At 67.8% G+C, this 14,627-nt stretch carries 15 protein-coding genes; 4 read left to right on the top strand and 11 right to left on the bottom strand.

The features are described 5' to 3' along the window. Position 1 precedes the first annotated feature (1 nt). Positions 2-1,120, top strand: coding sequence for a quinolinate synthase NadA (gene nadA / locus BLV60_RS25350; RefSeq protein WP_093058043.1), 1,119 nt, complete (start codon positions 2-4; stop codon positions 1,118-1,120). Positions 1,121-1,163: 43 nt separating this feature from the next. On the opposite strand, the gene BLV60_RS25345 is transcribed toward nadA, so the two are convergent. The 7 genes from BLV60_RS25345 to BLV60_RS25315 form a co-directional block, all read right to left on the bottom strand. Continuing rightward, positions 1,164-1,526, bottom strand: a complete 363-nt coding sequence (locus BLV60_RS25345) for a 6-carboxytetrahydropterin synthase (protein ID WP_093058042.1) — start codon at positions 1,524-1,526, stop codon at positions 1,164-1,166. Positions 1,527-1,564: 38 nt separating this feature from the next. Next, on the bottom strand, positions 1,565-2,203 hold the full coding sequence (gene queE / locus BLV60_RS25340) for a 7-carboxy-7-deazaguanine synthase (RefSeq protein WP_093058041.1): 639 nt from the start codon (positions 2,201-2,203) through the stop codon (positions 1,565-1,567). Continuing rightward, on the bottom strand, positions 2,200-3,039 hold the full coding sequence (gene panC / locus BLV60_RS25335; protein WP_093058040.1) for a pantoate--beta-alanine ligase: 840 nt from the start codon (positions 3,037-3,039) through the stop codon (positions 2,200-2,202). The genes queE and panC overlap by 4 nt, the downstream gene beginning before the upstream one ends. A gap of 14 nt (positions 3,040-3,053) precedes the next feature. After that, positions 3,054-3,950 carry a 3-methyl-2-oxobutanoate hydroxymethyltransferase gene (gene panB, locus BLV60_RS25330; protein WP_093058039.1) on the bottom strand — a complete coding sequence of 299 codons (897 nt, stop codon included), beginning with the start codon at positions 3,948-3,950 and terminating at the stop codon, positions 3,054-3,056. A 68-nt stretch (positions 3,951-4,018) separates the two neighbouring features. Continuing rightward, positions 4,019-5,593 (bottom strand): L-aspartate oxidase, encoded by a 1,575-nt coding sequence (gene nadB, locus BLV60_RS25325; RefSeq protein WP_176928931.1) that lies wholly within the window; start codon positions 5,591-5,593, stop codon positions 4,019-4,021. A 33-nt stretch (positions 5,594-5,626) separates the two neighbouring features. Beyond that, positions 5,627-6,463, bottom strand: a complete 837-nt coding sequence (locus tag BLV60_RS25320; RefSeq protein ID WP_093058037.1) for a segregation and condensation protein A — start codon at positions 6,461-6,463, stop codon at positions 5,627-5,629. Positions 6,464-6,538: 75 nt separating this feature from the next. Further along, positions 6,539-6,745 carry a DUF3460 family protein gene (locus tag BLV60_RS25315; RefSeq protein ID WP_093058036.1) on the bottom strand — a complete coding sequence of 69 codons (207 nt, stop codon included), beginning with the start codon at positions 6,743-6,745 and terminating at the stop codon, positions 6,539-6,541. Between the two features lie 69 nt (positions 6,746-6,814). Between BLV60_RS25315 and BLV60_RS25310 the strand changes: the two genes are divergently transcribed. Next, positions 6,815-7,291 (top strand): outer membrane protein assembly factor BamE, encoded by a 477-nt coding sequence (locus BLV60_RS25310; RefSeq protein ID WP_093058068.1) that lies wholly within the window; start codon positions 6,815-6,817, stop codon positions 7,289-7,291. A 12-nt stretch (positions 7,292-7,303) separates the two neighbouring features. On the opposite strand, the gene BLV60_RS25305 is transcribed toward BLV60_RS25310, so the two are convergent. Further along, positions 7,304-8,983, bottom strand: coding sequence for a SulP family inorganic anion transporter (locus BLV60_RS25305; protein WP_093058035.1), 1,680 nt, complete (start codon positions 8,981-8,983; stop codon positions 7,304-7,306). Positions 8,984-9,141: 158 nt separating this feature from the next. Between BLV60_RS25305 and BLV60_RS25300 the strand changes: the two genes are divergently transcribed. Beyond that, entirely contained in the window at positions 9,142-10,860 is a 1,719-nt protein-coding gene (locus BLV60_RS25300; RefSeq protein ID WP_093058034.1) for an enoyl-CoA hydratase-related protein, read from the top strand. Between the two features lie 27 nt (positions 10,861-10,887). Here the strand turns inward: BLV60_RS25300 and BLV60_RS25295 are convergent, their stop codons facing one another. Genes BLV60_RS25295 through BLV60_RS25285 form a run of 3 tightly spaced genes read right to left on the bottom strand, consistent with a single transcriptional unit; the run spans position 10,888 to position 13,857 of the window. After that, positions 10,888-12,081 carry a CaiB/BaiF CoA transferase family protein gene (locus tag BLV60_RS25295; protein WP_256329574.1) on the bottom strand — a complete coding sequence of 398 codons (1,194 nt, stop codon included), beginning with the start codon at positions 12,079-12,081 and terminating at the stop codon, positions 10,888-10,890. Further along, a complete protein-coding gene (locus tag BLV60_RS25290) occupies positions 12,078-13,052 on the bottom strand; it encodes a Bug family tripartite tricarboxylate transporter substrate binding protein (RefSeq protein ID WP_093058033.1) in 975 nt (324 codons plus the stop codon). Before BLV60_RS25290 ends, BLV60_RS25295 begins: the two co-directional genes overlap by 4 nt. A gap of 49 nt (positions 13,053-13,101) precedes the next feature. Beyond that, the gene (locus tag BLV60_RS25285) at positions 13,102-13,857 is read right to left on the bottom strand and encodes an enoyl-CoA hydratase/isomerase family protein (protein WP_093058032.1); all 756 of its coding nucleotides are present in this window, start codon (positions 13,855-13,857) and stop codon (positions 13,102-13,104) included. A 58-nt stretch (positions 13,858-13,915) separates the two neighbouring features. Here BLV60_RS25285 and BLV60_RS25280 point away from each other — a divergent pair, with 58 nt between their 5' ends. Next, positions 13,916-14,587 carry a GntR family transcriptional regulator gene (locus BLV60_RS25280; protein WP_093058031.1) on the top strand — a complete coding sequence of 224 codons (672 nt, stop codon included), beginning with the start codon at positions 13,916-13,918 and terminating at the stop codon, positions 14,585-14,587. The last annotated feature ends 40 nt before the right edge of the window (positions 14,588-14,627 follow it).

Raw genomic sequence — 14,627 nt, 5'->3', positions numbered from 1 at the left:
CATGTCGTCTCCGGTCATCGACGTCGACTACGAGCAGCCCGCCGCAAAGGCCGGCGCCGTCTGCGACACGCGCCACGCCTGGGCCCGAGTGCCGGCCGAGCCTTCGCCCGATGAGCGCATCGCGCTGAAGGAGCGCATCCGCCGCCTGCTGCGCGAACGCAACGCGGTGATGGTGTCGCACTTCTACGTGCACCCCGACCTGCAGGACCTTGCCGAGGAAACCGGCGGCATCGTGAGCGATTCGCTCGAAATGGCGCGCTTCGGCCGCGACCACGCCGCGCAGACGCTGGTGGTGTCGGGCGTTCGCTTCATGGGCGAGACCTCGAAGATCCTCTCGCCCGAAAAGCGCGTGCTGATGCCCGACCTCGACGCGAACTGCTCGCTCGACCTGGGCTGCCCGGTCGAGCAGTTCAGCGCCTTCTGCGACCAGCACCCCGACCGCACCGTGGTCGTCTACGCCAACACCAGCGCGGCCGTGAAGGCGCGCGCCGACTGGCTGGTCACCTCCAGCTGCGCGCTCGACGTGGTGAACGCGCTGCACGCGGCCGGGCAGAAGATTCTCTGGGGCCCCGACCGCCACTTGGGCGACTACATCCAGCGCCAGACCGGCGCGGACATGGTCAGCTGGAACGGCGCCTGCATCGTGCACGACGAGTTCAAGGCGCTGGAGCTCGAACTGCTCATGAAGGAGCATCCGAAGGCGAAGGTGCTGGTGCACCCGGAGTCTCCGTCTGACGTGATTGCGCTGGCGGATGCGGTGGGCTCCACCTCGGCCATCCTGAACGCCGCGCAGCGCATGGACGCCAGCGAATTCATCGTTGCCACCGACAGCGGCATGCTGCACAAGCTGCGCACGCTGAACCCCGGCAAGGTCTTCATCGAGGCGCCCACGGCCGGCAACGGCGGCACCTGCAAGAGCTGCGCTCATTGCCCGTGGATGGCGATGAACGGGCTGGTCGAGCTGGCGAATGCGCTGGAAACGGGCGCGGGCGAGATCCATGTCGACCCGGCGCTGGGCCTGCGGGCGCGCGTGCCGATCGACCGGATGCTGGCGTTTACTGCCGGGCTGAAGAACGGGCAGGCGCCCGGCAGCTTGGTAGCAGGCATCGGCGCCGCCTGACCCTGTCTTGCTCCTTCCCCCTCTGGGGGAGAGAGAGAAAAACCTAGAAGTCCACGGTGCAGCTGTCGCCCAGCGCCTCGCGCCACACACGCACGCGGGCCAGCGAGGGCCGCAAGTCCGGCAGCGCATCCGCAATGAACACGCACAGGTTCTCCAGCGTCGGCGGATGCAGTCCGGCCACGTCGTCCAGCAGGTGATGATCGAGCTGCTCGCGCACATCTTCCAACCGTCGGCGCAGTAGCCCCAGGTCGATCACCATCCCCGTCACTGGATCGCGCTCGCCCGCAAGCCACACCTCCGCGTGGTACGTGTGGCCGTGGATACGGCGGCTGCCTTCAACTTCGATCTCGCGCTTCAGTGTGTGGGCGGCGTCGAAGAAAAAGCGTTGGCTGATGGTGAATCGCATCGTCAAAAAAGAAACTCAGAGGAAAAAGGGCCGCAGTCTCAGCGGATCCCGGTGATCTTGTGGGTCTGCACGCTCAGGCGCCAAACCGGCTGCTTCATGCATTCGGCAATGCAAAGCTCGGTGTTCGCGACCCGATCGGGCCCGTCCATCGGCTGCAGGAAGCGGTGCGTGAACTCGCCCGTGCGCGCCATCGTGTCGAGGTCGAACTCGGTCTGCGGCCACACCAGCTTCAACTCCTGGCCGCGCTGCTGCACCCATGTCGCGCCGGCCTTGGGGCTGATGCACAGCCAGTCGATGCCTTCGGGCGCCTCGACCGTGCCGTTGCTCTCGACTGCGATGCGGAAGCGCCGCGCGTGCAGCGCGTCGACCAGTGCGGCGTCTACCTGCAGCAACGGCTCGCCGCCAGTCAGCACCACGAGGCGATGGTCGGCATCTGCGGCTGGCCATTGCGCGGCGATGGTGTCGGCAAGCAGGTCGGCGGTCTTGAACTTGCCGCCCAGCGTGCCGTCGGTGCCCACGAAGTCGGTGTCGCAGAAACGGCAGACGGCGGAGGCTCGATCTTCCTCGCGGCCCGTCCAGAGGTTGCAGCCTGCAAAGCGACAGAACACGGCCGGCATGCCCGCCTGGCCGCCTTCGCCTTGCAGGGTGTAGAAGATTTCTTTGACGCTGTAAGTCATGAGGCCGGTGTGTCGATCTCGAGGTTGTCGATCAGCCGCGTGCTGCCCAGGCGTGCAGCAGCCAGCGCCACGAGCGGTTCACCCGCGGCCGGTGCCTGCAGGTCGGCGCGGCGCCGCAGCACAAGATAGTCCGGCTGCCAGCCGCGTTGCGTGAGCATCTGCATGGCCCGCGCTTCGATCGCGGCCAGGTCGCGCTCGCCCGCGCGCACCGCCTCGGCCATTGCCTTCAGCGCCTTCGACAGCTGCACCGCCTCGGCGCGTTCGCTTTCGCTCAGGTAGCCGTTGCGCGACGACAGCGCGAGGCCGTCGTCGGCGCGGAAGGTCTCGCCGCCCACGATCTCGATGGGCAGCGCGAGCTGCCGCACCATGTGCCGGATCATGATCAGCTGCTGGTAGTCCTTCTTGCCGAACACGGCCACGCGCGGCTGCACGCACTGGAAGAGCTTCATCACCACCGTGCACACGCCGATGAAAAAGCCGGGGCGGAAATGCCCTTCGAGGATGTCGGCCAGCGCCGGGTCGGGGTGCACCTTGCAGGTCTGCGGCTCGGGGTAGAGCGCTTTCTCATCCGGCGCGAACAGCACGTTGCAGCCGGCGGTGCGCAGCTTCTCGCAGTCGCTGTCCCAGGTGCGCGGGTAGGTGTCGAAGTCTTCGTGCGGCAGGAACTGCAGGCGGTTCACGAAGATGCTGGCCACCGTCACGTCGCCCAGTGGCTTGGCCTGCTTCACCAGGGCCAGGTGGCCGTCGTGCAGGTTGCCCATGGTGGGGACGAAGGCGGGGCGCTTGAAGGCGGCCAGGTGGTCGCGAAGTTCGGCGATGGTGTGTGCGATGTACATGAGGGTTTCCTTCCTTACCAGGCGTGGAGTCGGTCGTCGGGGAAGCTGCCGTCCTTGACGGCCTGCACGTAGGCCTTGAGGGCGGGCAGCACGCCCGGCGCGTCGGCCATGAAGTTGCGCACGAACTTCGGCATCTTCCCGAGGTTGATACCAAGCATGTCGTGCAACACCAGCACCTGCCCGGCGGTGGCCTTGCCGGCGCCGATGCCGATGGTGGCGCAGTGCTTCAGCTCGGCGGTGAGCTCGGCGGCCAGCGCGGCCGGCACCATTTCGAGCACCAGCATTGCGGCGCCCGCGTCCTGCAGCGCGTGGGCCTGCTGCTTCAGCAGCGCGCCGGCGGCGTCGCCCTTGCCCTGCACGCGGTAGCCGCCCAGTGCGTGCACCGTCTGCGGCGTCAGGCCGAGGTGGGCGCACACCGGGATGCCGCGCTCGACCAGGAAGCGCACCGTGTCGGTGGTCCAGCCGCCGCCTTCGAGCTTGACCATGTGTGCACCGGCCTGCATCAGCACGGTGGCGCTGCGCAGCGCCTGTTCGCGCGATTCCTGGTAGCTGCCGAAGGGCAGGTCGGCAATCAGCCAGGTCGTGCCCTGCACGCGGCGCAGGCCGCGCGAGACGCTGTCGGTGTGATAGCGCATGGTGTCCAGGCTCACGCCCACCGTGCTGTTCAGGCCCTGGCAGACCATGCCGAGCGAGTCGCCGACCAGCAGGCAGTCGATGCCCGCGGCGTCGGCCATGGCAGCGAAGGTAGCGTCGTAGGCTGTGAGCATCGCGATCTTCTCGCCGCGCGCATGCATGTCGGCCAGGCGCGGCAGGCTCACGGGCTTGCGCGAGGCAGGCGGGGAGGCCGGCGGCAGCGTGCCGTAGGGCGAAGCGGGCGGCGTGTCGGTGATTGGGGGCGTGGTGTTCGACATGGTTGGGTTTCTCCCTGCGGGCGTCGGTGGCCGGGCATCCTTGAGTGAAGAAAACGAAGCGGGTAGGGCTATCGGCCGTCCGGCGGCACCAGCACCGTGGGTGCAGTGGGCTCGGCGAGCGAAGGATAGTCGCGGCTGAAATGCAGGCCACGGCTCTCGTGGCGGGCCTGCGCGGAACGAACGATCAGCTCGGCCACCTGCACCAGGTTGCGCAGTTCGAGCAGGTCGCGCGTGACGTGGAAGTTCGCATAGAACTCCTGGATCTCGGCCTGCAGCAGCGCGATGCGATGGCTCGCGCGCTCCAGGCGCTTGTTGGTGCGCACGATGCCGACGTAGTCCCACATGAAGCGGCGCAGCTCGTCCCAGTTGTGCGAGATGACCACGGCTTCATCGGCGTCGGTGACGCGGCTGTCGTCCCAGGCGGGCAGCTCGGCGCGTTCGCGTGCTGGAGCCGCGGCAATGGCGCTGGCAGCGGCGCGTGCGAACACCATGCACTCGACCAGCGAGTTGCTGGCCAGGCGGTTGGCGCCGTGCAGGCCGGTGCAGGCGGTCTCGCCGATGGCGTAGAGGCCCGGGATGTCGGTGCGCCCGCTCAGGTCGCTGAGCACGCCGCCGCAGGTGTAGTGCGCGGCCGGCACCACGGGAATGGGCTCGCGCGTGATATCGATGCCCAGCTCCAGGCAGCGCGCGAGGATGTTGGGAAAGTGCTCCTTCAGGAACGCTGCCGGCTGGTGCGAGATGTCGAGGTGCACGCAGTCGAGGCCGTGCTTCTTCATCTCGAAGTCGATCGCGCGGGCCACCACGTCGCGCGGCGCGAGTTCGGCGCGCTCGTCGTGCTTCGGCATGAAGCGGGTTCCATCGGGCAACTTGAGCAGCCCGCCTTCGCCGCGCACTGCCTCGCTGATCAGGAAAGACTTTGCATGCGGGTGATACAGGCAGGTCGGGTGGAACTGGATGAACTCCATGTTCGACACCCGGCAGCCCGCGCGCCACGCGGCGGCAATGCCGTCGCCGGTGGCGGTGTCGGGGTTGGTGGTGTACAGGTACACCTTGCCCGCGCCGCCAGTGGCCAGGATGGTGTGCGGGGCGCGGAAAGCCAGCACCTCGTCGGTCTCGTCGTCGAGTACGTAGAGGCCCAGGCAGGCAGGGTCATTCAGCCCGATCTTGGGCCCGGTGATCAGGTCGACCAGCGTGTGATGCTCGAACAGCGTGATGTTCGGCGTGCGCCGCACCCGCTCGATCAGCACCTGCTGCACGGCCGCGCCGGTGGCGTCGGTCACGTGCACGATGCGGCGCTGGCTGTGGCCGCCTTCGCGCGTCAGGTGCAGGCCGCCGTCTTCCTCGGAAAAGGGCACGCCCAGCTCGCGCAGCCAGCCGATGGCCTCGGGTGCGTGCTCGACCACGAAGCGCGTGGCCTCGGGGTCGCACAGGCCGGCGCCGGCCACCAGCGTGTCTTCCACGTGCGCATCGAAGCTGTCGCCCGCCGCCAGCACGGCCGCGATGCCGCCCTGCGCCCGTGCGCTGGAGCCGTCGTTCAGCGCGCGCTTGGTCAGCACGGCCACGCGGTGCGTGGGCGCCAGGTGCAGCGCGGCCGAGAGGCCGGCCAGGCCGCTGCCGACGATGAGGACGTCGAAGTCGCGCACGACGGAAGTCACTGGATATGGGGACCGGTTGGGTCAGGCTGGCGAATAAGCCAATCTGACGTAGATAGGGGCGAAGGCCTCGGCCTGCGTGATTTCGATCAGCGTTTCCTTCGCGAGCTCCAGCATCGCGATGAAGGTGACGATGAGCACGGGCGTACCGCGCGACACGTCGAACAGCTTCTCGAATTCGACGAAGCGCTGTCCCTGCAGGTGGCGCAGCACGATGCTCATGTGCTCGCGCACGTTGAGCTCTTCGCGCGAGATCTTGTGGTGCTGCACGAGCTTGGCGCGCTTCATGATGTCGGCCCACGCGTCGCGCAGCTCGACCACGTCCACGTCGGGGAAGCGCGGCTTCAGCGACTGCTCGATGTAGACCTGCGCCTTCCAGAAGTCGCGTCCGTACGTGGGCGTGGCGCTGAGGGCGGCGGCCTGCAGCTTGGTCTGCTCGTATTCGAGCAGGCGGCGCACGAGCTCGGCGCGCGGATCTTCGGCCTCTTCGCCGTCGGCCACCTTCTTGGGCGGCAGCAGCATGCGCGACTTGATCTCGATCAGCATCGCGGCCATCAGCAGATATTCGGCCGCGAGTTCGAGGTTGGTCTGGCGGATCTCGTCGACGTAACTCAGGTACTGCCGCGTGAGCCCCGCCATCGGGATGTCGAGGATGTTGAAGTTCTGCTTGCGGATCAGGTAGAGCAGCAAGTCCAGCGGGCCTTCGAAGGCCTCCAGGAACACCTGCAGCGCCTCGGGCGGGATGTACAGGTCCTTCGGCATCGCGAACAGCGGCTCGCCATAGAGCCTCGCGAGCGCGACCTGGTCGACCACGTCGGGCATGTCGACCACCAGCGTGCCGTTGTCCTCGTCGCTCTTCATTGGGCGATTGCTATCGTTTCAATAGCGACCAGCGCAATGCGGACGGGAGCTTGCTGCCAAATCGGCATCGGGGAATTACTTGGCCTGGGTTTGGTAGACGTACGGCTGCATCGGAACGCGGGCTTCGCTGTACTCCTCCAGCAGGCTGCGGTCGAGGTGCTTGTCCCAGAGGAGGGCGCGGCCGGCGCGCTGTTCAGCTTCCAGCGTTGGCTTCTTTTCCTTCATCTCCTCGATGAAGTTCGTGATCTCGGAGGTGTAGTGGGGGCGGCGGAAGATGGACATAGACTGGACCTTTATGACGCGAATTTTACCGGGGACGGCATGAAGCAACGGCGAGGATGGCAGATCGGCATGGCAACAGGGTTTCTGGCGGTGGTGATGGCTCTCGTGGGATGCGACTCGAAGAACATCTCCGAGCTTGAAGAGGGCGTGTCCACAGAGGCCGACGTGCGGGCCCGTTTCGGCCAGCCCGAGAACGTCTGGGACGCCCCCGGCGGTGGCCGGGTGTTCGAGTACAACCGCCAGCCGGCGGGCCAGAAGAACTACATGATCACCATCGGTGCCGACGGCAAGATGAGCGCGCTGCGCCAGGTGCTCACGCCCGAAAACTTCGCCAAAGTGCAGCCCGGCATGATGATGGAAGACCTGCGCAAGATGCTGGGCAAGCCCGCCAAGGTCACGCCCTATGCGCTCAAGCGCGAGACCGAATGGGAATGGCGCTGGGTGCAGCCGCCCAACTCGGCCATGGTCTTCACCGCCACGCTGAACGACGACCAGCGCGTGGTGCGCAGCGGCTCTTCGCCTGACCGGGGTACCGAAGCCCCGTAGTCTCCATGGCGGCTATGCGCCGTGCGACGCGCCGGGCTGGCCCGTCGTCAATTCCTCGGCAAACCCCGAACGCACCAGCACCTCGAGCGGCTGCGGCTGCAACGACTCGATGCGCAGCAACCCGTCGCGCGCCAGCACCGCCCGGTGCAGTTGCCGCAGCGCATCGACACCGGTGGCGTCGATGTAGATCAGGTGCGTGGCGTCCAGCACCACCGTCATGCCGCGCGGCGCGCGCTCGGCGGCATTCACCGCCTCGTCGAGCTTGGCCGCCGCGCCGAAGAACAGCGCGCCGTACAGGCTGTAAGTAAGCACCGGCGGCTGCAGCGTGACCAGTTCGACGCTGAACAGTCCGTTCATGCGCCGGATGAAGAGCGCACAAGCCAGCACGATGCCCACCTGCACCGCCACCGTCAGGTCGAATACCACGGTGAGGAAGAAGGTGCCCAGCATCAGCAGCCGGTAATGCCGGCTGAAATGCCGCAGCTGCGTGGGCGTGAACTCGCGCCATTCGCCCATGTTCAGGCCCACGAACACCAGGATGCCTGCCAGCACCGCGAGCGGCACGTGGCGCGCCAGCGGCGCGGCCAGCAGCACCACCGCCAGCAGCGTGATCGCATGCACGATGCCCGCGATCGGCGAGGTGCCGCCCGAGCGGATGTTGGTCACGGTGCGCGCGATGGTGCCGGTGGCCGGCATGCCGCCGAAGAAGGGCGTGACGATGTTCGCGATGCCCTGTGCCATCAACTCCTGGTTGGGGTCGTGGCGCGGCTGGCCGCTGAGCTGGTCGGACACGCGTGCGCACAGCAGCGATTCGATGGCGCCGAGCAGCGCGATGGTCAGCGTGGGCGTCACGAGCTGCTTCACCGTCTCCCACGAAAAATCGGGCAGCGCGAAGGCCGGCACGCCTTCGGGAATGCCGCCGAAGCGCGTGCCGATGGTTTCCACCGGCAGCTCGAAGCCCCATGACACCAGCGTGAGCGTGACCAGCGCCACGATGGGCCCCGGCATGCGCGCGCCCACCTGCACGGCGCGCGTGCGCGCCACCCGGCCAGCAACGCGCAGCACCGCGGTGCCCACCTTCGAGTCGCTGCTCAGCAGCAACGGCCACAGCAGCAGCCCTGCCACGCAGGCGATGCCGAGCGCGAACGCATAGGGGTTGAAGGTGCCGATCTGCAGCGCCATCGCATGCAGCTGCGAGAACACGTCGGCCGGCATCTTCGCCACCGTCAGCCCGAGCAGGTCTTTGAGCTGCGACAGCAATATCAACACCGCGATGCCATTGGTGAAGCCCACCACGATCGACAGTGGCACGAAGCGCACCAGTCGCCCCAGCCCGAACAGCCCCGCCATGAACAGCAGCACGCCCGCGCACGCGGTGGCAATCAGCAGGTTCGCCACGCCGTAGCGCTCGACGATGCCGTAGACGATCACGATGAACGCCCCGGCCGGCCCGCCGATCTGCACCGCCGAGCCGCCCAGCAGCGAGATCAGGAAGCCCGCGATGATCGCCGTCCAGATGCCCGCCTCGGGCTTGAGCCCCGAGGCGATGGCAAAGGCCATGGCCAGCGGCAGCGCCACGATGCCGACCGTGGCGCCCGCGCCCAGGTCCTTGAAGAAGCGCTCGCGGTCGTATCCCGCGAGCGCGTCCATCAGGCGTGGGCGGAAGCGGGTGAGGTTCAGCGGGGAATGCATGAGTCGTTCATTGTGGACTGCCCCCTGCCGTGCGGCAGGCCGCAGACGGGTGAGTCATGCCGATGCGAACTTTCGCTCAACTTATCCGGAACAAAGGATCCCGATACATTTTTGACATTCATTGACATTTGGTCACCGAAATTACCGAGGTTCGTCCGATGCACATCCTGCTTGTCGCAAGCGCGTTCAACAGCCTGACGCAACGGGTTCTCGCCGAACTCCAGGATCGCGGCCACACCGTCGGGGTGGAGCTGGCCCTCGGCAATGACGAGGCCCTGCGCGAAGCCGTGCGGTTGCATTCGCCCCAGCTCATCGTGGCGCCGATGCTGACCACCGCCATTCCCCAGGACATCTGGACCGCCCACACCTGCCTGATCGTGCATCCCGGCCCGCCGGGCGACCGGGGGCCCTCGTCGCTCGACTGGACGCTGCAGGGCGGCGTCGAAAGCTGGGGCGTCACCGTGCTCGAGGCCGTGGCCGAGATGGATGCGGGCGATGTCTGGGCATGGTCGCCGCTGAAGGTGCCGCCGCTGGCCGGCAAGAGCGACCTCTACCGCGGCGAGGTGGCCGACGCCGCGCTCGATGCGGTGCTGCTGGCGGTGGAGCGCTTCGCCTCGGGCAAGTACAAGCCTCAGAAGCAGAAGGCCGCAGCCCTTGCCGCCGGCTGGCGGCCCTTCATGAAGCAGGCGCAGCGCCGCATCGACTGGGCGACCGACACGACCGAATTTGTGCTGCGCCAGTTGCGCGCGGCCGATTCGCAGCCCGGCGTGCTCGACGAACTGCTGGGCGCGCAGTGGTACCTGCACGGCGGCCATCCCGAAGACGAACTGCGCGGCAACAAGCCCGGCGAGCTGATCGCCACCCGCGCCGGTGCCGTCTGCCGAGCCACCGTCGACGGCGCGGTATGGATCGCGCAACTGCGCCCCTGGCGCGAGCCCGGCTCACGGCTGCCCAGCTACAAGCTGCCGGCCGTGCAGGCGCTCGGCGAGCTGCTGCCCTTCGAAGTGCCGGAGGTGCCAGCACCGCTGCAGTTGCCGACCGGACGCCGCACCTGGTCCGACATCCGCTACAGCGAGCATGGCGCGGTCGGCGTGCTGAACTTTTCATTCCCAGGCGGCGCGATGAGCACCGTGCAGTGCCGCCGGCTGCTGCAGGCCTATCGCTTCGCCTGCACCCGTCCGACCTCGGTGTTGCTGCTCGGCGGCCTGCGCGATTTTTTCTCCAACGGCATCCACCTCAACGTGATCGAGGCGGCCGACGACCCGGCCGAGGAGTCGTGGGCCAACATCCACGCAATGAACGACCTGGTCGAGGCGGTGCTGAGCACCACCGACCGACTCACCGTGTCGGCACTCGGCGGCAATGCGGCGGCCGGCGGCGTGATGCTCGCGCTGGCGGCCGACGAAGTGTGGTGCCGCGACGGCGCCGTGCTCAACCCGCACTACACGCTGATGGGCCTGCACGGCTCCGAATACTGGACTTACACCCTGCCGCGCCGCGTCGGCGCCGCCGAGGCGCAGCGTTTGACCCAATCGGCCCTGCCCGTGAGCGCCAGGCGCGCCGTCGAACTCGGCATGGCCGAGCGCGTGCTGCAGGCCGCGCCGGAAGAGTTGGGCGATGAAGTGACGCGGCTGGCCGCGCAACTGGCCGCCTCGCCGGACCTGGCCGCGCGCATCGCGAAGAAGCAGGCGGCGCGCGCGCAAGACGAAGCCGCAAAGCCGCTGCAGCAGTACCGCGATGAAGAACTGGCGCACATGCGCCGCAATTTCTTCGATGCCAGCGAGCCGCACCGCGCATTGCGGTCCGCGTTCGTGCGCAAGGAGAAGGCGCTGCACACGCCGCCGCATGTCGCCCGATTGGGGCTCGCCGCGGACTGAGCGGGCGCAGGCCGCGGCCTTCCGTCGTCAGGGTTGCGCCAGCTCCGCAAGAATCGCTTCGCGGTCCTGGTCCAGCCGTGGCGGCTGCCGCAGCACCTGCGTGCGGTGGCCACCCACGTGCACCGGGTTGCCCGCCACCGTGAGCGGCCGGCCGCTCTGCGTGCGCACCTGCACCAGCATCTCGCGCGCCTGCACCTGCGGGTCGTTCACCACCGCGGCCACGTCGTTGTAGCCGCCCGTGGGAATGTTGTGCTGCATCAGCAGCGCCTGCCAGTGCGCGCAAGTCGCCGACGCCAGGCGCTCTTCGAGCAACTGCTTCAGCACCTCGTGGTGCTGGCAGCGCCCGGGGTTGGTGGCAAAGCGCTCGTCGTCCTGCAGTGCCGGCAATTCCAGCACCGTGCACAGGCGCTGGAACAGCGCGTCGTTGCCCGCCGCGATCACGAACCAGCCGTCGGAAGCACGGAACACGTCGAAGGGCGTGATCGACGGGTGCCGCGAGCCGATGGGCCCCGGCGCGCGGCCATCGGCCTCCATGCGCGAGATCGCGTTCTCGAGCAGCGCGACCTGGCAGTCGAGCATCGCCACGTCGACCCTGTCTCCCAGGCCGGTGCGCCCGCGCTGCAGCAATGCGGCCTGCGTGCCGATGGCCGCATACAGGCCCGCGCCCAGGTCGCCGATCGAGACGCCCACGCGCGTCGGCGGCGCGCCGGGGTGGCCGGTCAGGCTCATGATTCCGCCCATCGCCTGCACCACCATGTCGTAGGCGGGGCGCCTGCTGTAAGGCCCCGTCTGTCCGAAGCCCGAGACCGAGGTGAACACCAGTTTCGGAAAGCGCGCATGCAGCGTCGGCCAGTCGTAGCCCAGCTTTTCCATCGTGCCGGGTCGGAAGTTTTCGACCAGCACGTCGGCCGTGGCCAGCAACGACTCGAAAACCGCCCGGTCGGCCGGCGCCTTCAGGTCCAGCGCAATCGACTCCTTGTTGCGGTTGACCGACATGAAGTAGGCCGAGTCGCCCTCGACGAACGGGCCGATCTGGCGGGCATCGTCGCCCAGCCCCGGCTGCTCCACCTTGATGACGCGCGCGCCCAGGTCGGCAAGCAGCAGCGTGCAGTACGGGCCCGCGAGCACGCGCGTCAGGTCGATGACGGTAAAGCCGTGCAGCGGGCCCGCCGTGGCTGCGGCTGTGGCTGCGGACGCGTTGGAAGAAGTGCCCGGCATCATTCGACGGTCGCGCCCGAGCGCTCGGTGAGTTCCTTCGATTTCGCGCCTTCGGCCGTGGCCCAACTGCGGAACTCGGCGAGCGATTTCGATGGCGCCGATTCGTTGCCCGACTTTTCCATCCGCGCCTTCACGTCGGGGTCGTTCAGTGCCGCCACGCTGGCGTCGAACAGCTTCTGCGCCATTTCAGGCGGCAGGCCGGCCGGTGCGAACAGGCCGAACCAGAAGGTGTAGTCGTAGCCCTTCACGCCGGCCTCGGCAATGCTCGGCACATCGGGAAAGAGCGGCGAGCGCTGGCCTGAGGTCACGGCCAGCACGCGCAGCTTCTGGCCCTGGGCCATCGGCAATACCGACGGCGGCGTGCCGAAGGTCAGTTGCACATCACCCGCGGCAACTGCCTGGATCGACGGGGCGCCGCCCTTGTAGGGCACATGCAGCATCGTCACGCCGGCCGCCTTTTCGAACGACAGGCCCGCAAGGTGGGTCACCACGCCGGTGCCCGACGACGAATAGGCCAGCTTGCCCGGGTTCTGCCGCGCTTCGGCAATCAGTGCCTGCACGGTCTTTGCGCTCACGTCCTTGTTGACGGCGAGCAGCATCGGGGCCGAGCTCCAGCGCGAGATGGGCACGAAGCTCTTCGCGCCGTCGTACTTCACGGCTTTGTAGAGCAGCTTGTCGCTGCCGTATAGGTTGGCGCTGCCCAGCAGCAGCGTGTAGCCGTCGGGCGCCGCGCGCGCCACCTGGTCCGACGCGATGGTGGTGCCCGCGCCGGGCTTGTTGTCGATGATCACCGGCTGCCCCAGCAGCTTGGCCATCTTGTCGCTGACGATGCGTGCCACCGTGTCGGCCCCGCCGCCGGCGGGAAAGCCCACCACCAGCGTGATCGGCCGCGTGGGGTAGCTGTCCGCCAGGGCGCCGGCCGAAGCCAGCAGCGCCGCGGCGGCGAATGAAATGGCGCGAAGTTGTTGCTTCATGTCTTTGTCTCCGGTTTCTTGTCGTATCGATGGGGAGGGCGGCGCCCGGTCAGCGGCCCTTGAAGACCGGCAGGCGCTTCTCGCGCCAGGCACGGCCGCCCTCGGCCAGGTCTTCGGAAGCGACGGTGCGCTGCACTTCGCGCTGGATCGAAGCGGCGTCGGCACTGCCGCGCGCAATCTGGTTCAGGTGCTTCTTCATGCCGAGCAGCGCCAGCGGCGCCATGCCGGCGAGCGTGGTGCGCAGGCGCAGTACTTCGGCGTCGAGCGCCTGTGCGTCGTCGACCAGTTGCGTGAGAAAGCCGCAGTCGCGCATGGCGGGACCGTCGAGCTTTTCGGCGGTCAAAAAGAGCCGCTTGGCCGTGTCCAGCCCGAGCCGCGACACATAGCGCTCCATGCCGCTCTGGTAGTAGTGCAGGCCGAGCCGAGCGGCGGGCATGAATATCTCGGCGCCGCGCACGCCCACGCGGAAGTCGCAGGCCAGCACCAGGTCGGTGGCGCCGCCGAAGACGCCGCCATGCACCGCCGCGATGGTGACGGCGCGGCAGTTTTCGAGCGCATCGACCATGTCGCCGAAGCTGCGCCCCTCGGTCTGGCTGCTGGAGGCCACCTCTGATATATCGTAGCCGCTGCAAAAGTACTTGCCCTCGGACCGGAGGACCAGCACCAGCACTTCAGGTGAGCGATTCACCGTCTCCACGAGGCGAACCAGCTCGGGCAGGTCCTCCGGCACGAGCTTGTTCGCGGCCTGCGGGCGGCGCAGCGTCAGGAAGGCGACCGGGCCTTCGATGTGGAGTGTTGGGAGCATTGATGTACCAAATGACTGAATTGATATATCTGTAAGGTTAGCTAATATCGCGATTCCCATGCAACCCGCGAAAACCCTCGACACCCCCAGCCTGCAGGACCAGATCCGTGGCCGGCTCGAAAAAGACATCCAGCAAGGCACGCTGTCGCCCGGCATGCCCATCGACGAAAAGGCGCTGGCGCTGAGCTTCAACACCTCGCGCACGCCGGTGCGCGAGGCGCTGCTGCTGCTGAGTGCGCGCGGCCTGGTCGACATCGTTCCGCGCACCGGCATCTACGTGCGCCAGCTGCGGGCGAACGAACTGGTCGCGATGATGGAAGCGCTGGGCGAGCTTGAAGGCGTGCTGGCGCGGCTGGCGGCGTTGCGCATCGGCCCGGCGTTGCGCGACGAGTTGCTGCGCGCGCTGGCCGGCACCGCCGCGCAGGCGGAGGCGAACGACGCGGAGGCCTACCAGCAGGCCAATGCCGTGCTGCACGACGTGATCTACCGTGCCAGCGGCAATCCGTTCATCGTCGAGCAGGCGCAGACGGTGCGCCTGCGCATCGCGGCTTACAGGGGGCGGATGTTCGAGAAACCCGGGCGCCTGGCCGCTTCACAGCGGGAGCACGAACGGGTGGTGGAGTGGATCCTGAAGGGCCACGCGGACAACGCCGCGGAGGCGATGCGCGACCACATCTCGGTGGGCGGCAAGGTGTTTGCCGACCTCGTGCTGAACAACAAGTTCGGCTAGCCCGGCCAGTCGCCCGGCCGGACCTGTTTTTCTTTTTCTT

This window comes from Variovorax sp. YR634 (assembly GCF_900106655.1).
In the GTDB taxonomy this organism is placed as follows: domain Bacteria; phylum Pseudomonadota; class Gammaproteobacteria; order Burkholderiales; family Burkholderiaceae_C; genus Variovorax.
Note: the sequence above shows the minus strand (reverse complement) of the source record. Positions and strands in the feature narration are given on the sequence as shown.